Here is a 24,538-nt window from a genome sequence, read left to right on the forward strand (position 1 = left end):
ATTTATATTGTCGCTATCCTGCTAAAATTTGATTATAAATAATTTTTCATCCTGGCTGTGGAAACCGGACATAACTGATCAGGGGAGAGGAAAAGATGCCAGACGTATTTAGTATCTGCCTGATGTGCACCGTGCGCTGCCCCATTCGGGTGCGGGTGGAAAAGGATGACGTGCGGCTGATTGAGGGCAACCCTTATATGGAAGGAATTGAGGGCAGCATTTGTCCCAAGGGAGCTGCCGGGGTCAGCCTGCTGGGCGATGTGCAGCGGCTGAAAAACCCCCTCATTCGCACCGGGCCGCGCGGCACCGGGATGTGGCGGGAAGCCAGCTGGGAAGAAGCGCTGGACTATGTGGTCGAGCGTCTGCACCAGATCAGAGAAAAATATGGCAGCCAGAGCATTGCTCTGACCGAACGTACCCACTTGAATTCTCACATCAGCAAGACCTTTCTGCGCGCTCTGGGTTCACCCAACTATTTTACGCACAACTCCTGCTGCAAAGGGTCACTGAACACGGCTTTTCGTTCACTGACCGGTTATACAGATGACCAGTTTGGAGTGGACCTGAAAAATGTCCGCTACCTGGTGCTTTACGGGCGCAACTACTTTGAGTCCCTGGAACTCAAGGCTGTGAAAACCCTGACCCGGTCGCTGGAGAACGGCGCCCGGCTGGTTTACATCGATCCGCGGGTCAGCGTTACGGCCACCCGGGCCCACCGCTACCTGATGATCCGCCCCGGCACCGATCTGGCGTTGAACTACGCTCTGATGCATGTGCTGATCAATGAAGGCCTGTATGACCGCGAGTTTGTGGAGCGCTGGGTGGCAGGTTTTGAGGCGCTGGCTGAATTTGTGCAGCCTTACACCCCGCAATGGGCCGAGCAGGAAACCGGCATCAAAGCTGCTGAAATAGCCGAGCTGGCCCGGGAAGCCGCTGCCGCCCGGCCGCGGGTGATTTTCCACTATGGTTATCGCTGTGCCCATTACACCAGCGAAATTTATCTGCGCCGCTCCATCCTGATGCTTAACGCGCTTCTGGGCAGCATCGAGTGCCCGGGCGGCCTGTTTATCAAAAAGACGGTCCGCGATGTGGGCCGGTCGCCCCTGCGCCGCCTGACCGGCCAGGAACTGCCCGCGGTGAAAATACCCCGCTGCGATGGCGCGGCTGGCGAGCTGTATCCGGTGGCCGATCCGGAACACGGCGTGGTGCAGGAACTGCCCCGGGTGATCAAAGAGGAAAAACCCTATCCGGTGAAGGGGCTGCTGGTCTGGCGCCACGATCCGGTCATGTCCATACCCGACAGCCAGTACACCAAAGAGGCCTTCAACAACCTGGATTTGCTGGTGGCCATAGACATTCAATTCAGCGAGACCGCCTGGCTGGCCGATGTGATCCTGCCCGAATCCACCTATCTGGAACGGGGCGACTCCATCCAGGAAGTGGGCGGACTCAAACCCATGCTGGTGATGCGCCAACCGGCGGTCAGCCCGCGCTACAACACCCGGCCGGGCTGGCAGATCATCAAGGAGCTGGCCGACCGCCTGGGCATCGGGCAGTACTTCCCCTACCGCACGCTGGAAGACCTCTGGAACTACCAGCTGGAGGGCACCGGCATTTCCATCAGCGATTTTGCCCGGTGCGGCTATGTCACGCTGGCCGATCAGGCCATCTTCCAGGACCGCAAAGACGGCCTGAAGTTCAAGACACCTTCGGGCAAGATCGAGTTTGTATCCAGTCTCCTGGAGAAAAACGGTTTTCCGTCCCTGCCGCCCTACGAAGCGGTGCCACCCGCGCCGGCCGGTTTTTACCGCCTGATGGTGGGCCGGGCCGCCGTGCACACCCATGTGTCCACCCAGAACAACGCTCTGCTCAGCGAACAGCTGCCGGAAAACACCCTCTGGATTAACAGCGCCGAGGCCGCCCGGCTGGGTATCCGGGACGGCCAGATGGTGGAGGTAACTTCGGGCTGCGGTCAGGTGCGCTTAAAAGCCCAGGTCACCGACCACATCCATCCCGAGGCGGTGTTTATGCTGCACGGCTTCGGCCACACGGTGCCGGCCCAGACGCGCAGCTACGGCAGGGGCGGCAGCGATGCCGTGCTGCAGGAGAATGTCAGCGACCGGGTGGGTGGCAGCCCGGCTCTGCAGCATGTGTTTGTCACGGTCAGGCCGCTATAAAATCTCCAGGAGGCGCGGGTAAATGAGCAATTATTATCTTTATCACGATAACCACAAATGCATTTCCTGCCATGCCTGTGAAGTGCAGTGCAAGGTGAACAAAGGGCTGCCGGTAGGCCCCCGCCCCAACCAGGTGATCACAGTGGGCCCCATGCTGGTGGGCGGGCAGCCCCGGGCCAACTACGTCTTTATCTCCTGCTTCCACTGCGAGCAGCCCTGGTGTGTGGCCGCCTGTCCCAACGGGGCCATGCGCAAGCGGGAACAGGACGGCATTGTCTATGTGGATCAAAACCTGTGCAAAGGCTGCAAGAGCTGCATCATGGCCTGCCCCTGGAGCTCGCCCCAGTGGGATGCCCGGCTGGGTAAAGTGGTGAAATGCGACCTGTGCAAAGACCGGCTGGACAGCGGCGAAAAACCGGCCTGCGTACAGGCCTGCCCGGTGGATTGCCTACAGCTGGTGGCCGTGGATCATCTGCCCGACATCAAGCGCATCCGTTATGCCCGGGATTGCTTCCCTCTGGAAAGAAAGCGGCGGCGGGCCGGGCAGTGAGGTGAGAGAGCGTGAGCATGACATCAATAACCGGCCCGGGCGCAGTGCCCGGGGACAGCACCGCTGCTGAAAGAACCCTGCCCCCCTGCCAGGCGGCCTGTCCGGCTGGGCTGGATATTCCCGGCTACATCACCCTGCTGGGAGGCGGGGACTTTGCCGGGGCGCTGCAGCGCATCTACGAAGATCTGCCCCTGCCCGGCACGCTGGGCCGTATTTGCGAGCACCCCTGCCAGAAAGCCTGCCGGCGGGCTCAGGTGGATCGCCCCATCGAAATCTGCGCCTTAAAACGCGTGGCTGCGGACCGGGGATGCCCGGCGCTGCCCCGCCCAGTCCCTCTGCCGGTGCAGTACCCGGAAAAGGTAGCCGTGGTGGGCGCCGGTCCGGCCGGCCTGGCCGCGGCGTACTTCCTGGCCCGGCGCGGCTATCCGGTGACCGTATTTGAAGCCATGTCCCGGCCGGGCGGTATGCTGGCCTACGGGATTCCGCCCTACCGGCTGCCCCGCCAGCTGCTCTGGGAGGAAATTGCCTACATTCAGGCCCTGGGCGTGGAAATCAGGCTGAGCCACCCGGTGCGCGGCCGCCAGGGGCTGGAAGAGCTCAGGCAGCAGGGCTACCGGGCGGTCTTTCTGGCCACCGGGGCCTGGCGTTCCTCCATCCCGCTGCCGGGCGCCCGCAGCATAGCCGGAGTGTATGACGGAACCGGATTTTTGCGCCTGGTGAACAGCGCCCTGAATGAGGGGCAGACGCCCGACATTCCCGGCGTGGCCGGCTGCCGGCTGGCCGTGGTGGGTGGCGGCAACGTGGCCATTGATGTGGCCCGCACCGCCCTGCGCCTGGGGGCCCGGGAGGTGGCGCTGCTCTACCGCCGCAGCCGGGCCGAAATGCCTGCCCTGGAGGAAGAAATCTGGGCGGCCGGGCAGGAGGGTGTGGAGTGGCACTTCCTGACCGCGCCCGTGGAAATCATCAGTAAGCACCAGAAGGTCACCGGTTTGCGCTGTCAGAAAAACCGGCTCAGCGAGCCCGATGCCAGCGGCCGCCGCCGGCCCGAGCCGGTGGCCGGTTCAGAATGGGTGATGCCGGTGGATATAGTGGTTTTTGCCACCGGTCAGAGTCCAGATCTGGATTACCTGCAAGATTTGAGCGCAGATATTGGTGTGCAAAACCAGTTAATTGCTGTTAACAGCTACCAGCAAACCGCTCTGCCCATGGTCTTTGCCGGGGGGGATAATGTCAGCGGTCCGGCCAGCGCCGTGCGGGCCATCGCTGCGGGGCGCCGGGCGGCTGCGGGCATTGACGCCTACCTGCGCGGCTGTCCGCCCGCGGAAGCTGATCTGGCTCCCCGGCTGCGTTCACCTCTGCCGCCCCTTTTGAGCAGTGCCGAACAAAGACAGAATCCCGGGGCCATTGATCCCCACCGGCTGTACAGTGCCCAAAAAAAGGACAGCTTTGCCGAAATTATGGATGCTCCCAACATAACCGCGGCCATGGCGGAAGCCCGCCGCTGCCTGCGCTGCGATCTCTGCCAGGCCTGCGGGCGCTGTGTGGATACCTGCAACAACCAGATTGGCGCGGTGGCGTTGCAGCTGGGCTATGTGCAGGGCAGCAGCGGCCCGACCGATTTCACCAGCACCGCCGGGCGCTGCCTGGGCTGCGGCAGCTGCGCTACCAGCTGTCCGCACGGGGCCCTGCAGGTTTCCGATCAGGACGGCTACCGGGAGATTCGCCTGACCGGGGCGCTGCTGGCCCGCCTGCCCCTGGTGCGCTGCACGCAGTGCGGGCAGCCCTTTGTCACTACCCGGCATCTGGGCTTTATCAACGCCCTGCTGCAGGAGGATGCGGGCAGCGGACGCAATCAAAATGAAGCTTCGGCCGTTTCCCCGGGGGCAAAGTTACCGGCGGAGGTGCCGGTAAACGGCCGGGCGGTTTGCCCGGACTGTGCCCGCAGAGTCTGGCTGCAAAACGTGTACGGTGCCTGATACCGCCGGAAAATCCTTTGACGCCCCATAAAACCCCCCTTCCTGAAACCCGCACCGGGTGCCTGACCCGAGGCTGCCTGCCGGTGCGGGTTTTTATTTTTTCTTCTGGATCCGCCTTCCTGTTTCGCTTATATCATATTTAGAAAAATAACGCACCAATATTAGCGTAATATGATTTAGCTAACCATAATATTCGCCAATGCTATTAATACCGGTTCTTCATGTTTCTAGGGACTATTTTCGCTAGTTATAAATTTATAAAAATATCTTTTCTTTTGTTAACTTCTTATGTAAAATAAGGGGAACAGGGGGTTGAAGTGCTATGGTTGATTTGATACTGTATACAAACAAAAATGCCGCACCTGTAGAAAAGATCTTTGATCTGTTTTGCGATCTGGCCAGCTGGCGTCAGATTGGTGATGTAGCCGGGCAAATATATGAATTAATTAGCGATCTGCCATTTACAGCTGAAGAAATCCAATTGATTGGCGAAGCAGTGCTGGATATTGTGCGCGACCTGCCTCAGTACGAGGGGGTGCGCGATATCCTGGAAAACCTGGCCGATTATTTCTGCGATCTGTCCATGCAGGCCGAATGGGTGGAAAAAGCAGCCGGAATGCTGGCTTTTGCCAGTCAATTGCCCGACTATGAAGGGTTCCGGCAAGTGGTGAAATATGTGCAGGAGTTCATGGCCAGCCCGCCCGAAGCGCAGCAGATGCGGGAAATGATCTATCAGCTGCCGGTTTTGCTCTCCTCACTGCCCCGCAGCGCTACTTTGGCCGGTTATATCAACCAGGCGGCCGAAATGCTGCCCGCGCTGCTGGCTCAGCCCGACCTGCTGGAGCGGCTGGCCGGGGTGCTGGATCTGTTCTGCGATTTGAGCATTCAGCAAAGCATAGGGGAATTTCTGCAGACCCAGTTCGCCGCTGCAGCCTGCGAGGTGGAGAGCGCTGATCTGGAAATGAGCGCTTGATGGAATCCTTTAATGTCTGAAAACTGGTTAACCGGTGATCCGGAGCACAGCTCCGGCTTTTTTATTTTGGAGCCGCCTGATAAAATTTGTCCCTGCAACAGGAATAGCTGGAAACAGGGCGAATACATGGAATTGTTGCAAACCATGCTAACTCTAGGCGCATTGGGGAGACCGCGCGGGGGACGCTGCCATGGCGGCGCGGTTTACCGGGACTAGCCGACCGGGGAGGGAAACTCAAATGGCTGTGAAGATTGCGGTAATTGGTGGTACAGGAGTCTATGATCCGGAAATCTTGAGCGATTTAAGGGAAGAAACCGTCAGCACCTCCTACGGTGCTGTGCCGTTAAAGATCGGCCGGTACGACGGCCGGGAAGTCGCTTTCATGACCCGGCACGGGGCCGACCATTCGGTGCCCCCGCATCTGGTGAATTACCGGGCCAATATTGCCGCCCTGCGGCAGCTGGGCGTGCAGAGCATCCTGGCCACGGCGGCCGTGGGCTCGCTGAACCTGGAGATGGCCCCGCGGCACTTTGTGCTGGTGGACCAGTTTCTGGATTTCACCAAAGGGCGGCCCTCCACCTTTGTGGAGCAGGGCGTGGTGCACCTGGACATGACCGAGCCCTACTGTCCGGAACTGCGCCGCTACTTGCGGCAGGCGGCCGGCGAGCTGGGCCTGACCTGCCACCCGGCCGGCACCTATGTCTGCACCGAAGGGCCGCGCTTTGAAACGCCGGCCGAGATTAAAATGTTTAAAATGCTGGGCGGCGACCTGGTGGGCATGACCAGTGTACCCGAGGTGGTGCTGGCCCGGGAGGCCGGGATTTGCTACGCCACCGTGGCCATGGTGACCAACTACGCGGCCGGCATTTCGCCCGGCAAACTGTCCCACCAGGAAGTGGTGGACATCATGACCGATAACGGGGCCAACCTGCGCCGGCTGCTCATGCGGGCCATCGCCCTGTTGCCGCAGGAACGCGACTGCGCCTGCCGCCGGGCCCTGGAGGAGCCGGTGGCCGTGTCCGAAAAAAAGTAACATTAAACTGGAGAAAGGAACATGACCACATGGAAACCATGCGCTGGCAGGACGACTGTCTGGTACTGCTGGATCAAACGCTGCTGCCCGGAGAGGTGCGATATATTCAGTGCCGGGATGTAGATACAGTTTGTGCGGCCATCCGCCGTCTGGCCGTGCGGGGAGCGCCGGCCATCGGTGCAGCGGCGGCTTACGGACTGGCCCTGGGCGCCCGAAGCCTGGATTGTGCCGACAGCCAGAGCTTTTTGTCCCGGGTGCGGGAAATTGCCGACCGGCTGGCCGCCACCCGGCCCACCGCGGTCAATCTGCACTGGGCTTTGCGCCGCCTGCTGGACAAAATGACGGCGGCCCTGCCCGCCACTCCGCAGCAGCTCAAAGAGCTGCTGCTGGCTGAAGCCCGGGCCATTTACGATGAGGACTACCGGGCCAACCAGGCCATGGGCCGGCACGGGGCGGAGCTGCTGCCCGAGCAGGCCGGCGTGCTCACCCACTGCAATGCCGGGGCGCTGGCCACTGCCGGTTTTGGCACCGCGCTGGGCGTGATCCGGGCCGCCCACCAGCAGGGCAAAAAGATCCATGTTTACGCCGATGAAACCCGCCCCCTGCTGCAGGGAGCCCGCCTGACCACCTGGGAACTGCTGCAGGAAGGCATTCCCGTGACCCTGCTTACCGACAACATGGCCGGATACCTGATGGCCCTGGGCAAGGTGGACGCGGTGATTGTGGGTGCCGACCGCATCACCCGCAACGGGGATGTGGCCAATAAAATCGGCACCTACAGCGTGGCGGTGCTGGCCCGGGAACACGGCATCCCCTTTTATGTGGCCGCGCCCCTGTCTACCATTGACCTGAGCCTGGCCAGCGGCCAGGAAATTCCCATCGAACAGCGCGCGCCCGAGGAGGTAACCTGCATTGGCGGTGTGCGGGTGGCGCCCGCAGGGGTGGAGGTGTGGAATCCGGCCTTTGATGTCACGCCGGCCCGGCTGGTCACAGCCATTATCACCGAGCGCGGCGTGTACCGCCCGCCCTATACGGAGACATTACCGGCCCTTTTTGCGCAAGATTGCTGATTGCGCCGGCGTAAAGCGGCGGGTGTGCGCTGGCTGAGCGGGCCCGCCGGGAGTACCGCGGGCAAAAATAAAGAAAACTGCAGGGAAGGAGCGGGCAAAATATGCAGGAATACATTGTGCGCGACATTGGTCTGGCCCCGGCCGGGCGCCTGAAAATAGACTGGGTGAAAGCCCACATGCCGGTTTTAAACGTGATCCGGGAGGAATTTGCCGCCCAGAAGCCCTTTGCCGGGCTGCGGGTGGCCATGAGCATCCACCTGGAAGCCAAAACCGCCTATCTGGCCGAAGTGATCCGGGAGGGAGGCGCTCAGGTGGCCATCACCGGCTCCAACCCGCTTTCCACCCAGGATGACGTGGCCGCCGCCCTGGCCGCAGCCGGCCTCAATGTGTACGCCTGGTACAACGCCAGCGAACAGGAATATTACGATCACCTGGCGGCCACACTGGCCTGGGAGCCGCACATTATTATAGATGACGGCGGCGACCTGGTGCACCTGCTGCACACCGGGCTGACCCACCTGGCCGGCCAGGTGCTGGGCGGCTGCGAGGAAACCACCACCGGGGTGATGCGGCTGCGGGCGCTGGAGCGGGAGGGCCGGCTGCTGTTTCCCATGCTGGCGGTCAATGACGCCCGCTGCAAATACCTGTTTGACAACCGCTACGGCACCGGCGAATCGGTGTGGGCGGGCATCATGCGCACCACCAACCTGATTGTTTCCGGCAAAACCGTGGTGGTGCTGGGTTACGGCTGGTGCGGCCGCGGCGTGGCCATGAAGGCCCGGGGCCTGGGAGCGCGGGTGATTGTCACCGAGGTGGACCCGGTGCGGGCCATTGAGGCCTACATGGACGGGCACCAGGTCATGCACAGCGACCAGGCGGCGGCCGAGGGCGACATCTTCATTACGGTCACCGGCTGCAAGGATGTGCTGCGGGCCCATCATTTCCGGCGCATGAAAGACGGGGCCATCCTGGCCAACGCCGGGCATTTTGACGTGGAAATCAATAAGCCCGAGCTGCGCCGGGTCTCCACCGGGTGGCGCACCGTGCGCAAGGATATTGAAGAATTCACTCTGCCCGACGGGCGGCACCTGTATCTGCTGGGCGAGGGCCGGCTGGTCAACCTGGCCGCGGGGGACGGCCACCCGGCCGAAATCATGGATCTGTCCTTTGCCCTGCAGGCCCTGGCGGCCCGCTTTGTCCGCGAACAGGGCCAGGCGCTGGAAAAGCGCGTTTATGATGTGCCGGTGGAAATTGACCAGCGGGTGGCCCGGCTCAAGCTGCAGTCTCTGGGCATAGCCATTGATCAGATGAGCCCGGAGCAGCAGGAGTATGTGCACTCGCACGGCCTGCCGGCGCACAAAGCCTGAAAATATACTATACCGGCTGCTAACGGGCCCCGGCGGTACAGGCGTTCCGGCGGGATGCACCCGGCAGCAGCGGGCAGGAGAGCTGACCGCAAGAAAATGGTTGAAGAAAAAGAACGAACCGAGATCATTCAGACCGGACGGGCCATGAGCTGCGGGGGTCTGGTGCTGGGCACCTGGGGCAATATTTCCTGCCGGGGTCCGCAGCCCGGGCAGATTCTGATCACGCCCAGCGGCATGGCCTATGAGCAGCTTAAGCCTCGGGACCTGGTTTGCCTGGACCTTGCGGGCCAGGTCATCCAGGGCCACCGCCGCCCCTCATCGGAATACCTGCTGCACCTGGCCATCTACCGGCGGCGCCCTGATGTGGGGGCCATTGTGCACACCCACAGCATTTATGCCAGCGCTCTGGCGGTGCTGCGCCGGGAGCTGCCGCCCCTCCTGGAGGAAACCGCCCAGGTGGCCGGGGGGGCGGTGCCCTGCGCCCCCTATGCCCGGGCCGGCACGGAGCAGCTGGCCGAGCTGGCGGCCGAAGCGCTGGGGCAGGGCCAGGCCGTGCTGCTGGCCAACCACGGTGTGGTGGGCGTAGGCCGCCATTTAAAAGAGGCCCTGACTGTGTGTCAGGTGGTGGAAAAATCGGCCATGGTCTATCTGCTGGCCAGCAGCCTGGGCCAGCCGCACATCCTGCCGCCGATCGAAGTGGCCGAACTGCGCCGCATTTTTACCCGGCACTATGGACAGCCCCGCTGATTTAAGCAGGCCGCCGAAAAAGCTGCCTTAAGGCGACCAGGAACAGGAGGTGGGAAGATGTCCCGCATATTGATTCGCGATGCCACTATTATCACTATGGAAAGCGCCAGCCCGCTGCCGCCGGTGGAAAATGGCGCCATCGCCATTGATGGAAATACCCTGGTTTATGTCGGCCCGCTGTCCGGGCTGCCGGCCGATTTTCAGCCCGATCAAACCATTGTCGCCGGCGGGATGCTGGCTCTGCCCGGGCTGGTCAACTGCCACACCCACGCCGCCATGACCCTTTTGCGCGGCTATGCCGACGACATGCCCCTGATGAGCTGGCTCAATGACAAAATCTGGCCCCTGGAGGCCAACCTGGAACGCGACGACATCTACTGGGGCACGCTGCTGGCCTGCCTGGAGATGATCAAGTCGGGCACCACCTGCTTTGCCGATATGTATTTCCACATGCGGCGGGCCGGCCAGGCCGCCCTGGAGGCGGGCCTGCGGGCCAGCATCGCCCGGGGCATGATTGGCACGGCGCCCAACAGTGAGGAGGCGCTGGCCTACAGCCGGGAGCTGGTGCAGGCCTGGCAGGAGCAGGGGCAGGGGCGGATTACGGTCACTTTGGGGCCGCACGCTCCCTACACCTGCCCGCCGGAGTATCTGGAAAAGGTGCTCCGCCTGGCCCACGACCTGGATGTGGGCATCCACATCCACCTGGCCGAGACCCGGGACGAGATCAGCATGATCCAGCAGCAGTACGGCCAGACTCCCATCGCCCTGATGGAACAGGTGGGCCTTTTTGAGCGCCCGGTGCTGGCGGCCCACTGTGTGCATCTGACCGATGCGGATGTGGAAATTCTGGTACGCCGCCGGGTGGGCATCGCCCACAACCCCCAGAGCAACATGAAGCTGGCCAGCGGCATCGCCCCGGTGGAAAAACTGCGCCGGGCCGGCGCCATAGTGGGCCTAGGCACGGACGGGGCGGCCAGCAACAACAATCTGGATATGTTTGAGGAAATGCGCACGGCGGCGCTTTTGCAGAAAGTGTCCACCGGTGATCCCATCGCCCTGCCCGCTTACGCCGCCCTGTACATGGCCACGGCCGGGGGAGCGGCGGCAGTGGGTCTGGCCGGGCAGGTGGGGCAGCTGAGAGCGGGTCTCAAGGCCGATCTGATTTTGCTCAATACCCGGGCCCCCCACCTCTGTCCGCCGCACGACTGGTATGCCCACCTGGTTTACGCGGCGGCGGCCGCCGATGTGGATACCGTGATCATTGACGGTCGCCTGGTCATGCAAAACCGCCGGGTGCTGACCATAGATGAAGAAAAAGTGTATGCCGAGGTGCAAAAGCGCGCCCGGCGCCTGGTGGCGGCCGTGCAGCAATAAAGCCGGGCTTGCCGGCGGGCCGGCCGGAGGCCGGCTCCCGCCGAAGAAAAAAGGCTGGCCATTCAGCCGGGGACCAACAGGAGGGAGCACATTTGGCCACAGTGGTGCTGGCCCGCCACCGCGACCAGCGGGTGAAGCAGGGCCATTCCTGGGTGTATCTGACCGAGATCAGCGACATGAAAGGGGACATCCAGCCGGGCGATGTGGTGGAAGTTGTGGACAGCGCCGGCCGGTTTATCGGCCGGGGGTATGTCAATCCCGCTTCCCAGATTGCTGTGCGCATCCTTACCCGGGACAAAAATGAGCCAGTTGACCGTCACTTTTTTGTCCGCCGCATTCAGCAGGCGGTGGACTACCGCCGCCGGGTGCTGGAGCACAGCAACGCCTGCCGGCTGATCTTCGGGGAGGCCGATTTTCTTCCCGCCCTGATTGTGGATGACTTTGCCGGCTTTCTTTCTCTGCAGACTCTGGCCCTGGGCATGGAACGGTTTAAAAGCACGGTTGTGGACGTACTGGAGGAGGTCTGCCGCCCGCGCGGCATTTACGAGCGCAATGATGCCAGTGTGCGGCAGCTGGAGGGCCTGCCTCTGGTGAGCGGCTTTATCGGGCCGCCCTTTGATCCGCTGGTGATTATTGAGGAAAACGGCCTTGAGCTGGAGGTGGACCTGGCCGGCGGGCAAAAGACGGGCTATTTTCTGGACCAGCGAGAAAACCGCCGGGTGATGTTTTACCTGGCCCGGGGAGCGCGGGTGCTGGACTGCTTCTGCCACACGGGCACTTTCGCGGTTTATGCGGCCGCGGCCGGGGCGGTCGCGGTGACCGGCATAGATATCTCGGCCGCTGCGCTGGAGGTGGCCCGGCGCAATGCCGCCCGCAACCGGGTGGCCCACCTGTGCCACTTTCAGGAGGAGAACTGCTTTGACGCCCTGCGGCGGTTGGAGCGAGAAAAGGCGCAGTTCGACCTGATTATCCTGGACCCGCCCGCCTTTACCAAATCCAAAAGCGCCCTGCCCGGCGCGGTGCGCGGCTACAAAGAGATTAACCTGCGAGCCATGCGCCTTTTGCCCGCGGGCGGTTTTCTGGTCACCTGTTCCTGTTCCTATCACATGAGTGAGGATTTGTTTATCCAAACCATCCAGGAGGCGGCCCGCGATTGCCGCCGCCAGCTGCGCCTGGTGGAACTGCGCCGGCAGGCTAAAGACCACCCCATGCTGCTGGCCATGCCGGAGAACCATTATTTAAAATGTCTGGTCCTGCAGGTATTCTAGCAGGCGGTCTGCTTCGGGCAGGCCGCTTTTTTTATGCATAAATCACGGCCAGGCTGGCAGACTAAGCATAAAAAGGTTATTGATGGGAGCGCCCGATGCCCGTACAGGTTTCTCCGCAACAGCTGGTCTACCTGCTGGTGGTGGTGATCACCTCCAGCGCCGATGTCTTTTTACCCGCCATGGTGCTGCAGGACTGCCAGCGCGATGCCTGGCTGGTGCCCCTTTTGGCCGGCGGGGCGACCTCGTTGCTGGTGCTACTTTACCACTCCCTGCTGGTACGGGGCGGCGGAGTGGATTTCACCACCCTGCTCACAAAGACCTGCGGCCGCGGGCCGGGGCGGGTGCTGGGCGGGGTTTATTTCCTCTTTGTCTATCTGATTACTTCCGTGCTGCTCAGCGAAATCATCCAGATTATCAGCACGGTTTTTCTGGTGGCCACCCCTTCCTCTGTGATTGTGGCAGTGCTATTGCTGCTGGCCGCCTATGCCTGGCACAGCGGCCTAAAACCGATCCTGCGGGTGAATGAGCTGCTCTTCTGGCCCGGCATCCTGTTTCGGGTGGTGATTCTGCTGGTGTCCCTGCCCGCCTTTAAAGGCATCAACTATCTGCCCCTGCTGGGCAGTGGAATTGGTATGCTGGCGGCCTGTGCTTTTAAAACCATGGCCTGGTTCAGCGAATTTTTCCTGCTGGTATTGCTGATGCCGCAGGTGGACAAACAACGCCGCCTGCTGCCCTGGCTGCTGGGGGCGGTCTGGGCGGTGGTGCTGATCAATCTGGTGCTGTATGAATCCATCGGCGTTTTCGGGGCCCGGCAGGCCGCGGCCATGGTTTTTCCGGTCCTGGACATCATCCGTCTGGCCGGTCTCAGCTCGCCCCTGCTCAATCTGGACGCTTTTGCCATGACCTTCTGGTTCGGAGCGGTGTGCCTCAAGGTGATGTTTTTTTACTACCTCACCTGGCAGCTCTGGCAGCAGGTTATACCGGCCACCCCGGCTCAACTGCTGCCCCTGAGCGTATTGCTGGCGGTCCTGCCCCTGCTGGCCATTGATGAAACCGGCCGCTCCATCCGCTCGCTCACCTTCAGCTGGCCGGGGATGTCCTTTTGTTTTCAGGTGGTGGTGCCCTGCTTGCTCTGGGTCAAACTGCGCCTGAAGGCGCCGGGGCAGGTGAACAGCCCTGCCGGCAGTTAAACTATCCCGCTGGCAATTAACCGCTCTGCTGGTGGCTGCCGTACTGCCCACTGCTCTGCTGGTGGTGCCCGCCAGCACGGCGCAAAATGCCGGCAACAATTTTTGGGCCTCTTTGACCATAGCCTGGTTGACGGTGGTGGTGATTGGCTATCTCTTTACCGCACCGGGCTGCCTGCGCTGGATCTGGCAGCTGCTGGGGCGAGAAAACCGCGGGGGCGGCGGCCCGGGGCCGGTGGTGGTCAATCTGGGACTGGTGCTTTACTTTATTCTTTCCTCAGGCATATTGCTGCGCGAATTTGTGGATTTGATGGGCACGATTTATTTGCGCCAGACTCCGGTCTGGCTGGTGGCCGCGGCGCTGCTGGTGGTGGTGGATTACGGCCTGCGGGTGGGTCTCGGGCCGCTGGCCCGCATCAACAGCCTGGCTGTGCTGAGCATCATGGTTACTATTGTGCTGGTAGCCGCGGTGAACCTGCGGGCGCTGGACCAGGAATTTCTGCAGCCCCAGTACAGCCGCTGGCCGGGACTGCTGCTGGGCGCACTGGTGCCCCTGGGCTGGCTGAGTGAGACGCTGCTGTTTGCCCTGCTGCTGGGCCAGCATCTGGCCGATGCCGGCCAGCTCCGGAGCGCGGCGCTGTTGGCCCTGCTGCTGGATTATCTGGCCCTGCTGCTGGTCAATATCGCCTCCCTGGGTCTTTTCGGTGCGGAAGTGTGTGCGCGCATGATTTACCCCGCCTTCAACCTGATCCGGGAAACCCGCCTGGAGTCGCTCAGTTTTTTCGAGCGCACCGACGCGCTGTTCATGGGGGTCTGGGTGCTGGGCATGGCCTTCAAGCTGGCTGTCTTCATGTACTGCGGGAAGGTTTGTTTGCTGCGGGCCTGCGGCCTGACCGACTACCGCTTTTGTCTGCTGCCCTGCGCTGTGCTGGTGCTGGGCCTGGCCCTGTACGGCTGGGAAAACATCAGTGCTTTGCTGCAGTTCAGCAGCCTGACCGTTCCCCCCTATTTGCTGTTTTACAATGTGGTCTTCTTGCTGGCCGTATACCTGTTATCCCGTTTGAGCGAAAAAAAGCCGGAGGGGTGAGATAATGCTCCAATATTTGCAGCGGCTGGCCCGTCACTGGCGGCGCCGGGCCGGGGAAATGTCCAACCCCCTGCAGGACAAAGCCACCCGGGCCCGGCGGGCGGTTACGGCGCAGGAACTGGACGCCCTGCCCACCACGGCCTCTCTGGAGGATAACCTGGAGCTGCTTCGCCAGGTGCTGGGGGAGAGCAGCGATTTGCAGGTGCGGCGTCTTTATCTGGGCCAGGAAAGGGTGCTGCCGGCGGCCCTGCTGTATCTGGAGAGCATGCTGGAAGGGCGGCTCCTGGACGAGCATGTCCTGCGGCCGCTCTTGTACGATGCGCCGGTGGTGGGCTACCGGAACGGCTCACAGGTGCTGCTGGCGCTGCAGCGCAACAGTTTGCTCACCCGCAGTCAGACCCGCTGGCTGGACCAAATGGCGCCAGCAGTGGATGAACTGCTGCGGGGCAGCGCTCTGTTGCTGGTGGAGGGGGAGTTCCGCCTGCTCAGTATAGAAATCAAGGGCTACCAGGTGCGGGCCATCCAGGAATCGGAAAAGGAGCCGGTGGTGCGCGGGCCCCGCGATGCCTTTGTAGAGCACCTGCCGACCAATATCAGCCTGGTGCGCCGGCGCATTCACAGCCCCAACCTGCAGGTGGAAAAAATGGCCCTGGGGCGGGTGGCCCAGAACAACCTGGCCCTGCTGTACATCCGGGGTCTATGCAGCCCGCGGCTGGTGGAATATGTCCAGCGCCGCCTGCAGAACATCACCGTGGACGCCGTTCAGGAGAGTTTTTATCTGGAGGAAATGCTCCAGGACAGCATTCTCTCCCCCTTTCCCCAGCTGGGCAACACCGAGCGGCCCGATCGGGCGGTGGCCGCCCTGCTGGAAGGCCGGCTGGTCATTCTGACCGACAACAGTCCCCAGGCCCTGATTGCGCCGGGCGAGTTCTTTTCCCTACTGGAAACCTCTGAGGACTACAACCAGAATTATTTATTTGCCACTTTTGTGCGCTTTTTGCGCTATACGGCTTTTGCCGTATCTCTGGTGCTGCCCTCGTTCTACATTGCCATCACCACCTATCATCAGGAGATGATCCCCACCAAACTGCTGCTCAGCATCAGCGCCGCCCGGCAGGGGGTGCCTTTTCCGGCCCTGGTGGAGGCCCTGATCATGGAATTGATGTTTGAAATACTGCGCGAGGCCGGAGTGCGCCTGCCCCGCCCCGTAGGTCAGGCCGTGAGCATTGTGGGGGCGCTGGTGATTGGCCAGGCCTCGGTGCAGGCCGGACTGGTGTCCGCCCTCATGGTCATTGTGGTGGCCTTTACGGGCATCGCTTCCTTTTCCGTGCCCCATTTCAGCCTGGGTCAAACCGTGCGCATCCTGCGCTTTCCGCTCATGCTCACGGCCGCCCTGCTGGGCCTGTTTGGGGTGATGTGCTTTATCCTGGTGATCCTGCTGCATATGGCTTCCCTGCAGAGTTTCGGGGTGCCCTATCTGGCTCCGGCTGCCCCGCTGCGCGCCGCTGCGCTGCGCGATGTGCTGGTGCGCCTGCCGGGTTCGGGCATGCACCGGCCGGCCGGTGCGGAAAAGTCATGAACCGCCCGGCCCGGCAGCGGGGAGCGGCTGCCCTGGTGCTGCTGCTGGTTCTGCTGCTCACCGCGGGCTGCTGGGATCTGCGCGAGGTGGAAGACCTGGGTCTGGTGATGGCTTTCGGGATCAGGCTGCCCGACCGGGGAGCGGGGTACGAAATCTGGGTGCAGGAAGCCAACCCGGGCGGTGGAGCGCAGCAGATGGGGGCAGCTGGCAAAGAGTTCCCGGCTCCCTTTCACAACCACCAGGGGCAGGGCCGCACGGTTTTTGACGCGGTGCGCCTGCTCTCTCGGGAAACCCCGCACCGCCTCTTTTTTTCCCACAACCAGGTGTATGTCATCGGCGAGAGATTGGCCCGGCAGAATGGGGTGAGTGAAGTGCTGGATTTTCTGGAGCGCGATCCCGAGTTCCGCCGCACGGTCTGGATTCTGGTGTCCCGCTCGCGGCTGATGCCCCGCCTGTTCAACTCTATGAATAACCTGAACCGGCCTTTGGGGCAGTACCTGGCCAGTGCGCTCCAGCAGCGCCGGCTGAGCAGCACCTATGCCCCCCTGCGGCTGGGGGATTTTGTGCAGTATATGAACGAAACCGGTGCGGATGCTTTTACAGCCGGTGTGGAGCTAAGAGTACCCGAAAAAAAACCGGAGCAGGGAATGGGGCAGGCGCTTCCCCAGCTGCCGGTGCCCCGCCTGCATCAAACCGCGGTTTTTCGCCGTGACCGGCTGGTGGGCTGGCTGGATGATTCTGAAAGCAGAGGCCTGCTTTATGTGCGGGGCGAAGCCAATAGCGGGATTATGACATTAAATTACCGGGGACAGCAAGTGGCCCTGGAGATTACCGGCAATCAGAGCAGAGTGCGGGCCGAATTGTCCCACGACCGCCCCCGCCTGGTGATCGATGTGCAGGTGGAGTGCAATGTGGGGGAGAGTATGGCCGCAGTGAATCTGGTTGATGTGCGGGTGATCAATGAGATCAAAGAGCTGGCCCGGCAGCAGGTTAAAAACGATATTTACCGGGCCATCAGCCGCTGTCAGCAACTGGGCAGCGACCCCTTTGGATTTGGCCGCCAGCTGGCCGTCCGGTACCCGGCATACTGGGCCCGGGTGGAAGACAGGTGGCGGGAGGAAATCTTTCCGGAAACCGAATTTGATATCCTAACCCGGGTGCAGATCCGCCGTTTGGGTCTGATCACCCAGACCTATCAGGCCAGGTGAACGAGTTATGAAAGCGTTTATTGCCTTTGTCCTGCTGCCTCTGATGGGCTGGCAGCTGGGGCAGCTGGTGCGCCGGCGGGCCTGGAAAGAGGGGGCGGTGTATATCGTCTTGATGGGGCTGGCCCTGCTGTACAGCTGGGGTTATGCCTCCGGGTGGAGTTTGCCCAACCCCTATGATTATCTGGATCTGATCTTCCGCCCGGTGACCCTGTGGATAGAAAGTGCTCTTAAATCTTTGTAATTCAGCGACCCCGGGAGGTGCGCCGCCTTCCCGGGGCGATTTTGCTGCGCACCAGGTGGCTGACCAGCAGCAAAATTGGCAGACCGTATTCTATGGGCAGGGCATAAACCGGCCAGATTACCCGGGCGAAGTCCAGTTCCTGTCCCAGGTTCTGGTAAGCCGACAGAGAAAAAGTGGTGAGCAGGGCGCCGGCCGGCAGGACCAGACTGCGGTAATCACTGATGCCGGTCAGTGTGGCCAGGCTGCTGACAAAGGCGTAATAGCAGAGGGCAAACTTGGCAAAAGTGAAAATAAACCAGTTAAACGATAATACCGGCACAGTGAGGTGGCTGACCGGGCCGGCATCGGCCGTGCTCAGGCGGGCGAAGACCACGCGGCCGGCGTCATCCGGCCCCAGCACGGTGATGGCCCCGATAGTGGCCAGGAGCAGAATGAATATTCCGCCGCCCAGACCCTGAACCCAGGAGGCGTAGAGGCGGCGGGGTGACTCCCGGATGGGCCAGACAATCAGGGCCAGCAGGATCATTTCGCCTACGGGAAAGCTGCTCAGATTTAGTGCTGATATGAGTACGGGTTCCCAGCCCCGGTCGAGCAGGGGCTGCAGTTCGGCCCAGCGGCTGATGGGCAGGTCAATCACCTGCAACAACAGGTACAGAGCCAGGTTCAGGGGCATGAGCAGGGCCAGGGCCCGGGTGAGGGGTTCCAGGCCAAGAAACAGGGCATAGGCGGCCAGCAGGGCCACCAGAATGTGGGTGGCGGCCAGCGGGGTTTGAAAGAGCAGGACGGTTTGAATGAAGTCGCCAATATTGCGCAGCACCAGCGCGCCCAGGTGCAGGGCAAACCAGACCAGCACCAGGGCGGGCAGCAGGCCCGCGCGGCCCCATGCTGCGGTCAGCATCTGAACAAGCGACTTTCCCGGGTAATATTTCTGCAGCAGCACCAGCAATCCGGTGAGCAGCAGGCCGGGAAAGAAGGAGAGTACCAGGGCCAGCCAGGCATCCTGACGGCTGGTGGCAATAATTTGACCGGGTACCAGCAAAATAGCTGTGCCAATGATAAAGCTGCAGACCAGCAAGGCAAACTGCCGGCTGGAAATGATCTCGTCCTGCATGCGCACGGGAGTAGCCTCCTTGCCGGTGCGGCCAGGCTAGCCCAGTCCCAGTTTCCGGGCCAGGGGCATGAAGATGTTTTCCAGAGCAGAGCTGGGATTGGGCAGGGATACGTCCAGGACCAGGCCATAGCTGTAGATCAGGGCGGGTAGCAAAAGAAGGGCGGAAATTAATGCCTCCCGCCGGGGCAGGGGCCGGGGCAGCAGCGTGATTTGATAAAAGATCAGCGCGGTATAGGCGGCACTGAGCAAAATCAGGTTCAGCCACATTTGCCCTCACGTCTCCTTGGATTGATCTGGAACTGCCGGGTACGGAGATCTATTCAGAGCGGCCGGGGAGAAATGTTGATACGGCCCAGGCCCCGCACCCGGCTGTGTACGTCAATGGTGTAGCTCAGAGAAGAGAATATTTCCGGCCAGTTCCCGGCATAGCTTTCCTGCCACCGGGCCGGATACTGACGGTAGACCGCTTCCCCCAGTCCGGCCGCATCACTGCCCAGAGATTGCATGGCAGCCAGCGCCGCAGTAATATCCTGACGTACATGTTCGGAAAGGGCTGCCTCCAGCTCTTTGATTACCGCACTGTCCAGTTTTTCCAGACCCGGACTGACTTCACCTATATTGGCATCGACCTTGAGGGATATATTTATTTCCAGTTCCCCATCCTGCAGGGAAGGTTCAATTTTACTCTGGCTGCCAACCACCTCAAAACTGATCATATTTTCATTTAACTTTACGGGTACAATACCCTTCTTTACCTCTCCCAGCAACCAGAGCAACCCCCGGCTTTGTTGTTCATTGAGCCATCCCACCAGTTGGCCACTCCGGAAAAGAGCGGTGTGGGTGAGGCGTGGTTCATGCAGGTCGGGGCCGCTGCCGGCGGCCTGCAAATCACGCCGCATCAGACCGGGAACGCTCTCTACACCGGCGGTGAAGGCTTCCCGTCCCGGCGTGCTCAACTGGCGCATGAACTGGTTTAAGCGAGAAACGGCGTACCAGGAGTTGCAGTGGCGGATATCGAGACTTTCTGCCAGCAGTCTGGCGGGGGGCAACTTGTTTTGAGTGCCAGCTGCCAGGATATCTTCCGGCTTATCCCGGGCAATTAGTATCCACATACTGCGTTTGATTTCCGCGTCCCTTTCTAAAAAATCCAGTATACTGACAATATCCTGCCGGGCCAATTGCTCGCTGATAATGATTACCCGGCAGTGGGGCCAGTAAAAGCGATGGGGGGCCACCAGGGTAAGGCGGTGGATGGCGTCGAATAGAGTGTAACCCGTGGCCAACCAGTTATGATAATTAATGCTACCGCTCCCCTGGCTCCCATTAGGGTTGCTCATTTGCCTCTGGGGCTGATCCACTGTCTGGCAAATGATGCGTAACTGCCCGGTGGGCAGTCGATCGACGGCGGCACCGATGACAATGTTCAAATTTTCAACCTCGGTTTTATCCCAGCAGCCGCTCAGGGGCAGGAGCAGGGCCAGAAAGAAGAGGTAAGTCAGCCGGGGGAGTTTTTTCATGGTACAGTTCCTCCATCATATCCGGCCGTAACGGTTGGCGTTGCTTCTGGCCGCTGCAGTATAACCTAGATGCCGGGGCGGCAGAGTGGTGCTGGCGGCCAGCTGCACCGGCTGCAGAGGAGTGAGCGGGCTTAAGTAAGGAACACCAAACGAGCGCAGGGCGCACAGATGCAACAAAATGGCCAGCAGACCCAGCATTACCCCGAACAGGCCCAGTATACCCGCAGTGAGCATCAGGGGAAAACGCAGCGTGCGAATGGCCTGCCCCAGCGGGTACTGGGGCACAGTAAACGAGGCTATACCGGTAAAGGCTACAACTATTACCATTAATGGTGATACCAGACCGGCCTGGATAGCCGCCTGGCCAATGACCAGAGCCCCTACAATATTTACGGCCTGTCCGACAACGGCCGGCAGACGAATACTGGCTTCACGCAGAAATTCAAAAGTCACTTCCTTAAACACTGCTTCTAAAATGGCCGGTAGAGGTACACCCTGGCGGGCAGCCGATATACTGATCAGCAGGTCGCCGGGGATCATGTCCTGGTGAAAGGTGGTAATGGCTATGTACAAAGAAGGCAACAGCAAAGATGCCAGCAATGCCAGATAGCGCAACAGTTTAACCAGAATGTTGAATTGGCGCTTGTTGTAATAGTCGTCGGCGGCCTGGAGCAGGCTGAGCAACTCGCCCGGCACCACCAGCACAAAGGGTGTGTTGTCCACTAAGATAGCCACCCGGCCTTCCAGCAGAGCTATGCACACCCGGTCCGGTCGCTCGCTGACCAGCACCTGGGGGAAGGGAGAAGCCGGGTTGTCCTGGATGAAATGTTCAAGGTACCCGCTTTCCAGCACAGCCACCACGTTAATCTTGTTCAACCTGCTTCTGACTTCCTCCACCAGCTCCGGGTGGGCTCTTTCCCGTAAGTAAATCATGGCCACGCCGGTGGGGCTGGCCCGGCCCAGGGTCAGGTCTTCTCTGGTCAGATCCGGAGCGGGCAGGTGTTTTTGCAGTATCCGGAAGTTGTCTTCCAGATCTTCAATAAAGCTGTTGCGCGGACCGCGTACCGCATTTTCCGATTTAGGTTCGCTAACCTGGCGGAGCGGGGGCCGGGGTGATTTGAGCTGGCGAGAGATCTTCCGGGCCGCTGTTGTCAGCACCTTTTCGGCCAGCCTGTCATTGTCGGGCTCCCGAACGGGATATCGGGCATCAGCCAGATGTTCTGATTCCAGACGCCGGGGATGCTTAATTCTCCAGCTCATCAGCGTTCACCTCACCCCGTATTTTTTCCCTGCTCGGGCATTTACTTGCAAGCAACCTCCCCTGGATTTCCGGCAGCCCTTTCTGTGAAATAACTCTCGCCGGAAAATACTGTACAAACAAGCAACCCCCCGTAGATTTCCGGCATCCCCTCCTTTGACATGGCGAGGACATTGATTTTTCAGTCAGAATTGTGGTAAAATAATTCACACAATTAAAGCCGAGGCGAGTGGCCGGTATTCCACCGGGTGGAGCTGAGATGAGATCAGGTGAGACGAGACGACTCGGAGCTGCGGGGTGAGGACCAGCGGGTGAGCTGGTCTTTTTTATTTGCCTGTTATTGGGAGAGATGGTATTTTGCTCTTAATGATTGATAATTATGACTCCTTTGTGTACAATCTGGTGCAGTATTTTCGCCTGCTGGGCCAGGAAGTGCTGGTGCGGCGCAACGACCAGATCACTGTATCGGAAATAATGGCCCTGGATCCCGCCTACCTGGTGCTCTCCCCGGGGCCCTGTGCACCGGAGCAGGCCGGGATCTGTCTCCAGGCCATTCGCTGCCTGGCCGGGCGCATTCCCATCCTGGGGGTGTGTCTGGGGCACCAGGCCATTGGCCAGGCTTTTGGGGGGCGGGTGGTGCGGGCCCACCGGCCCATGCACGGCAAATCCTCGCCGGTGTGGCATGACGGGCGGGGTGTGTTTGCCGGCCTGCTGTCACCCCTCCCGGCCGGGCGCTATCATTCGCTGCTGGTGGACAGGGCGGGGTTGCCCGATTGCCTGGAAATCTCTGCGGCCACATCCCGGGGGGAAATCATGGGGCTGCGCCACAAACACTGGCCGGTGGAGGGTGTGCAGTTTCACCCTGAATCTGTGCTCACGCCCGCTGGCCGGCAATTGCTGGCCAATTTCCTCCAGCTGGGTGAACGGTGGCGCGGTTTAAGAGGTGTATGTGATGCAGCACGATGAACATGGCCGGCCGGCAGCGGCCTGGCCCGCGGTGCGCTGGCGCAGCCTGGACCTGCCGTCCGATCCGGTGCAGCTCTTTGGCCATTTGCGGCACTTTCCCGGCAGTTTCCTGCTGGACAGCAGCCTGGCTGTACCCGGTTTCACCCGCTGGTCGCTGATGGGGGCCGATCCCTTCCTGGTGCTGTACAGCCGGGATGACCGGGTATATTTGCACTGGCGGTACACGAACAGCCCGGCGGTATGTCCCGATTTGCCGCTGAACCGCTGGTTTACCGCCGCGCCGCTGGACGTACTAAAACAACTGCTCTCCCGGTACCGCCTGCCGGCACCGCCCGGCGGTCTTCCCTTTGCCGGCGGGGCGGTGGGCTGCCTGGCCTATGACCTGGGCCGCCAGTTCGAGCGGCTGCCCGTGCTGGCCCGCCAGGAAAACAGCCCGCCCGATCTGGTGCTGGGGTTTTATGACTGGGCGCTGGTGGTTGATCACCAGGAGGAACTGGTTTATTTGCTGGCCAGTGGCCTGCCCGCTCCCCCGGAGCAGGCCGGACAGCGGGCCGGGCAGCGGCTGGATTTCTGGCAGAGCGTGCTGACAGCCGGCGCTGCTGACCGGGCGGGCGAGGAGGCACCGCCGGACAGGGTGCTCCAGCCGGCCGGGCCGGTTGCCGTGCAGGCGGATTTAAGCCGGGAGCAGTACGTTCAGGCTGTACAAAAAATCAAGGACTACATTGCCGCCGGCGACGTCTTTATTGTCAATATGACCCAGCGCTTTGCCCTGCCTCAGGTGGTGCCATCCTGGCAGCTGTACCGGAGGCTGCGCCGCATCAACCCGGCGCCCATGGCCGCCTATATCAATTTCCCCGGTCTGGAGGTGGTCTGCTCCTCCCCCGAGCGCTTTTTGCAGGTGCGGGACGGCCGGGTGGAGACCAGGCCGATCAAGGGCACCCGGCCGCGCGGCCGCAGCCCGGAGGAAGATGCCTACTGGCGCCGGGAACTCTGGCAGAGTGAAAAGGACCGGGCCGAACTGGTCATGATTGTGGACCTGGAGCGCAATGATCTGGGCCGGGTCTGCCGGCCGGGCAGTGTGCAGGTAGCCGAACTCTACCGCCTGGAGGAATATGCCACGGTGTTTCATCTGGTTTCCATAGTGCGGGGTGAGCTGGAGCAGGGGCGCGACCTGGTGGATCTGCTGCGGGCCACTTTCCCCGGCGGATCGGTAACCGGGGCACCCAAAATCCGGGCCATGGAGATAATCGAAGAACTGGAGCCGGTGCGGCGGGGGCTTTACTGCGGCAGTATAGGCTACTTCAGCTTTGACGGTCAGGCCGATTTGAATATCGTTATTCGTACGCTGGTGTATCAGGGCGGACAGATTATTTTCAACACCGGCGGGGGTGTGACCATAGATTCCGACCCGCTGGCCGAATACCTGGAAACACACGACAAGGCCCGGGCTCTTTTGCGGGCGCTGGGATTGCCCGAACCGGCCGGGATGTATGAGCTGTACGGCCGGTGAACCTCCCCCGGAACAGGTCGGGTTGGGGTATGTTTTACCGTCCTGCCGGGCGGTGCCTCTTTCATCCCACCCCCCGGGGGGTGCTGGGAGGCGGTCTCGATTAAATAGCCCAAAAATACAGGCCTGGGTCTGGCAACATTTGGCCTGGCAAAGGTTGTAAAATGCATATATTTGTGCTGGATTCGTGTTGTTTAAGCGTCATGATGAACAAAATATTGTTTGTCAAGTCGGCTTCCAGCTCCTTGATGCGTGCGTCCTTATCCAGTTAAGCGTCATGATGCGCAAAATATTGTTTTTCAAGGGCCCCGAGATGGCTATATACTGTTTTTTTAAGCGTTA

21 protein-coding genes are annotated in these 24,538 nt (G+C 61.2%); 17 read left to right on the forward strand and 4 right to left on the reverse strand.

Translation table 11 applies throughout. The features are described 5' to 3' along the window. The first annotated feature begins 95 nt into the window (after positions 1–95). From ACUVTU_RS04925 to ACUVTU_RS04995, 15 genes are all read left to right on the forward strand, one after another. Positions 96–2,177 carry a molybdopterin-dependent oxidoreductase gene (locus ACUVTU_RS04925; protein WP_445888842.1) on the forward strand — a complete coding sequence of 694 codons (2,082 nt, stop codon included), beginning with the start codon at positions 96–98 and terminating at the stop codon, positions 2,175–2,177. Between the two features lie 22 nt (positions 2,178–2,199). Further along, on the forward strand, positions 2,200–2,727 hold the full coding sequence (locus tag ACUVTU_RS04930) for a 4Fe-4S dicluster domain-containing protein (protein WP_445888843.1): 528 nt from the start codon (positions 2,200–2,202) through the stop codon (positions 2,725–2,727). Positions 2,728–2,744: 17 nt separating this feature from the next. Continuing rightward, positions 2,745–4,703: an FAD-dependent oxidoreductase gene (locus ACUVTU_RS04935; RefSeq protein WP_445888844.1), complete on the forward strand. Its 1,959-nt coding sequence runs from the start codon at positions 2,745–2,747 to the stop codon at positions 4,701–4,703. A gap of 322 nt (positions 4,704–5,025) precedes the next feature. Further along, positions 5,026–5,676, forward strand: a complete 651-nt coding sequence (locus tag ACUVTU_RS04940; RefSeq protein WP_445888845.1) for a hypothetical protein — start codon at positions 5,026–5,028, stop codon at positions 5,674–5,676. A 238-nt stretch (positions 5,677–5,914) separates the two neighbouring features. Then, positions 5,915–6,709, forward strand: coding sequence for an S-methyl-5'-thioadenosine phosphorylase (gene mtnP / locus ACUVTU_RS04945; RefSeq protein ID WP_445888846.1), 795 nt, complete (start codon positions 5,915–5,917; stop codon positions 6,707–6,709). Between the two features lie 29 nt (positions 6,710–6,738). Continuing rightward, positions 6,739–7,779, forward strand: coding sequence for an S-methyl-5-thioribose-1-phosphate isomerase (gene mtnA, locus ACUVTU_RS04950; RefSeq protein ID WP_445888847.1), 1,041 nt, complete (start codon positions 6,739–6,741; stop codon positions 7,777–7,779). A 101-nt stretch (positions 7,780–7,880) separates the two neighbouring features. Beyond that, positions 7,881–9,146 (forward strand): adenosylhomocysteinase, encoded by a 1,266-nt coding sequence (locus tag ACUVTU_RS04955; RefSeq protein WP_445888848.1) that lies wholly within the window; start codon positions 7,881–7,883, stop codon positions 9,144–9,146. Positions 9,147–9,242: 96 nt separating this feature from the next. Beyond that, positions 9,243–9,893 (forward strand): class II aldolase/adducin family protein, encoded by a 651-nt coding sequence (locus ACUVTU_RS04960; protein WP_445888849.1) that lies wholly within the window; start codon positions 9,243–9,245, stop codon positions 9,891–9,893. Positions 9,894–9,950: 57 nt separating this feature from the next. Next, entirely contained in the window at positions 9,951–11,267 is a 1,317-nt protein-coding gene (locus ACUVTU_RS04965) for an amidohydrolase (RefSeq protein ID WP_445888850.1), read from the forward strand. A gap of 92 nt (positions 11,268–11,359) precedes the next feature. Beyond that, the gene (locus tag ACUVTU_RS04970) at positions 11,360–12,535 is read left to right on the forward strand and encodes a class I SAM-dependent rRNA methyltransferase (RefSeq protein WP_445888851.1); all 1,176 of its coding nucleotides are present in this window, start codon (positions 11,360–11,362) and stop codon (positions 12,533–12,535) included. A gap of 95 nt (positions 12,536–12,630) precedes the next feature. Beyond that, a complete protein-coding gene (locus ACUVTU_RS04975) occupies positions 12,631–13,725 on the forward strand; it encodes a GerAB/ArcD/ProY family transporter (RefSeq protein WP_445888852.1) in 1,095 nt (364 codons plus the stop codon). Then, positions 13,712–14,809 carry a GerAB/ArcD/ProY family transporter gene (locus tag ACUVTU_RS04980; RefSeq protein WP_445888883.1) on the forward strand — a complete coding sequence of 366 codons (1,098 nt, stop codon included), beginning with the start codon at positions 13,712–13,714 and terminating at the stop codon, positions 14,807–14,809. The genes ACUVTU_RS04975 and ACUVTU_RS04980 overlap by 14 nt, the downstream gene beginning before the upstream one ends. A 4-nt stretch (positions 14,810–14,813) precedes the next feature. Continuing rightward, positions 14,814–16,388, forward strand: a complete 1,575-nt coding sequence (locus ACUVTU_RS04985; protein ID WP_445888853.1) for a spore germination protein — start codon at positions 14,814–14,816, stop codon at positions 16,386–16,388. Next, a complete protein-coding gene (locus tag ACUVTU_RS04990; RefSeq protein WP_445888854.1) occupies positions 16,385–17,596 on the forward strand; it encodes a Ger(x)C family spore germination protein in 1,212 nt (403 codons plus the stop codon). The genes ACUVTU_RS04985 and ACUVTU_RS04990 overlap by 4 nt, the downstream gene beginning before the upstream one ends. 7 nt (positions 17,597–17,603) lie before the next feature. Next, positions 17,604–17,837: a hypothetical protein gene (locus ACUVTU_RS04995; RefSeq protein ID WP_445888855.1), complete on the forward strand. Its 234-nt coding sequence runs from the start codon at positions 17,604–17,606 to the stop codon at positions 17,835–17,837. A gap of 1 nt (position 17,838) precedes the next feature. Here ACUVTU_RS04995 and ACUVTU_RS05000 read toward each other — a convergent pair whose 3' ends face one another. From ACUVTU_RS05000 to ACUVTU_RS05015, 4 genes are read right to left on the reverse strand one after another with little or no spacing between them, the layout of a single operon-like run. Then, positions 17,839–18,948 carry a GerAB/ArcD/ProY family transporter gene (locus ACUVTU_RS05000; RefSeq protein ID WP_445888884.1) on the reverse strand — a complete coding sequence of 370 codons (1,110 nt, stop codon included), beginning with the start codon at positions 18,946–18,948 and terminating at the stop codon, positions 17,839–17,841. 36 nt (positions 18,949–18,984) lie between these two features. Further along, the gene (locus ACUVTU_RS05005; protein WP_445888856.1) at positions 18,985–19,215 is read right to left on the reverse strand and encodes a hypothetical protein; all 231 of its coding nucleotides are present in this window, start codon (positions 19,213–19,215) and stop codon (positions 18,985–18,987) included. A 53-nt stretch (positions 19,216–19,268) separates the two neighbouring features. Next, positions 19,269–20,465 (reverse strand): Ger(x)C family spore germination protein, encoded by a 1,197-nt coding sequence (locus ACUVTU_RS05010; RefSeq protein ID WP_445888857.1) that lies wholly within the window; start codon positions 20,463–20,465, stop codon positions 19,269–19,271. Positions 20,466–20,480: 15 nt separating this feature from the next. Next, positions 20,481–21,725, reverse strand: coding sequence for a spore germination protein (locus ACUVTU_RS05015; protein WP_445888858.1), 1,245 nt, complete (start codon positions 21,723–21,725; stop codon positions 20,481–20,483). Positions 21,726–22,080: 355 nt separating this feature from the next. Here ACUVTU_RS05015 and ACUVTU_RS05020 point away from each other — a divergent pair, with 355 nt between their 5' ends. After that, entirely contained in the window at positions 22,081–22,689 is a 609-nt protein-coding gene (locus ACUVTU_RS05020) for an anthranilate synthase component II (RefSeq protein ID WP_445888859.1), read from the forward strand. After that, positions 22,676–24,199: an aminodeoxychorismate synthase component I gene (gene pabB / locus ACUVTU_RS05025; RefSeq protein ID WP_445888860.1), complete on the forward strand. Its 1,524-nt coding sequence runs from the start codon at positions 22,676–22,678 to the stop codon at positions 24,197–24,199. The genes ACUVTU_RS05020 and pabB overlap by 14 nt, the downstream gene beginning before the upstream one ends. Positions 24,200–24,538 lie beyond the last annotated feature (339 nt).

It is taken from the genome of Desulfurispora sp., from assembly GCF_052744395.1.

Excerpts from the sequence above, each read along its gene's own strand:
- ACUVTU_RS04925 (WP_445888842.1), top strand. The coding sequence starts at position 96 with ATGCCAGACGTATTTAGTATCTGCCTGATGTGCACCGTGCGCTGCCCC.
- ACUVTU_RS04930 (WP_445888843.1), top strand. The coding sequence starts at position 2,200 with ATGAGCAATTATTATCTTTATCACGATAACCACAAATGCATTTCCTGC.
- ACUVTU_RS04935 (WP_445888844.1), top strand. The coding sequence starts at position 2,745 with ATGACATCAATAACCGGCCCGGGCGCAGTGCCCGGGGACAGCACCGCT.
- ACUVTU_RS04940 (WP_445888845.1), top strand. The coding sequence starts at position 5,026 with ATGGTTGATTTGATACTGTATACAAACAAAAATGCCGCACCTGTAGAA.
- mtnP (WP_445888846.1), top strand. The coding sequence starts at position 5,915 with ATGGCTGTGAAGATTGCGGTAATTGGTGGTACAGGAGTCTATGATCCG.
- mtnA (WP_445888847.1), top strand. The coding sequence starts at position 6,739 with ATGGAAACCATGCGCTGGCAGGACGACTGTCTGGTACTGCTGGATCAA.
- ACUVTU_RS04955 (WP_445888848.1), top strand. The coding sequence starts at position 7,881 with ATGCAGGAATACATTGTGCGCGACATTGGTCTGGCCCCGGCCGGGCGC.
- ACUVTU_RS04960 (WP_445888849.1), top strand. The coding sequence starts at position 9,243 with ATGGTTGAAGAAAAAGAACGAACCGAGATCATTCAGACCGGACGGGCC.
- ACUVTU_RS04965 (WP_445888850.1), top strand. The coding sequence starts at position 9,951 with ATGTCCCGCATATTGATTCGCGATGCCACTATTATCACTATGGAAAGC.
- ACUVTU_RS04975 (WP_445888852.1), top strand. The coding sequence starts at position 12,631 with ATGCCCGTACAGGTTTCTCCGCAACAGCTGGTCTACCTGCTGGTGGTG.
- ACUVTU_RS04985 (WP_445888853.1), top strand. The coding sequence starts at position 14,814 with ATGCTCCAATATTTGCAGCGGCTGGCCCGTCACTGGCGGCGCCGGGCC.
- ACUVTU_RS04990 (WP_445888854.1), top strand. The coding sequence starts at position 16,385 with ATGAACCGCCCGGCCCGGCAGCGGGGAGCGGCTGCCCTGGTGCTGCTG.
- ACUVTU_RS04995 (WP_445888855.1), top strand. The coding sequence starts at position 17,604 with ATGAAAGCGTTTATTGCCTTTGTCCTGCTGCCTCTGATGGGCTGGCAG.
- ACUVTU_RS05000 (WP_445888884.1), bottom strand. The coding sequence starts at position 18,948 with ATGCAGGACGAGATCATTTCCAGCCGGCAGTTTGCCTTGCTGGTCTGC.
- ACUVTU_RS05005 (WP_445888856.1), bottom strand. The coding sequence starts at position 19,215 with ATGTGGCTGAACCTGATTTTGCTCAGTGCCGCCTATACCGCGCTGATC.
- ACUVTU_RS05010 (WP_445888857.1), bottom strand. The coding sequence starts at position 20,465 with ATGAAAAAACTCCCCCGGCTGACTTACCTCTTCTTTCTGGCCCTGCTC.
- ACUVTU_RS05015 (WP_445888858.1), bottom strand. The coding sequence starts at position 21,725 with ATGAGCTGGAGAATTAAGCATCCCCGGCGTCTGGAATCAGAACATCTG.
- pabB (WP_445888860.1), top strand. The coding sequence starts at position 22,676 with ATGCAGCACGATGAACATGGCCGGCCGGCAGCGGCCTGGCCCGCGGTG.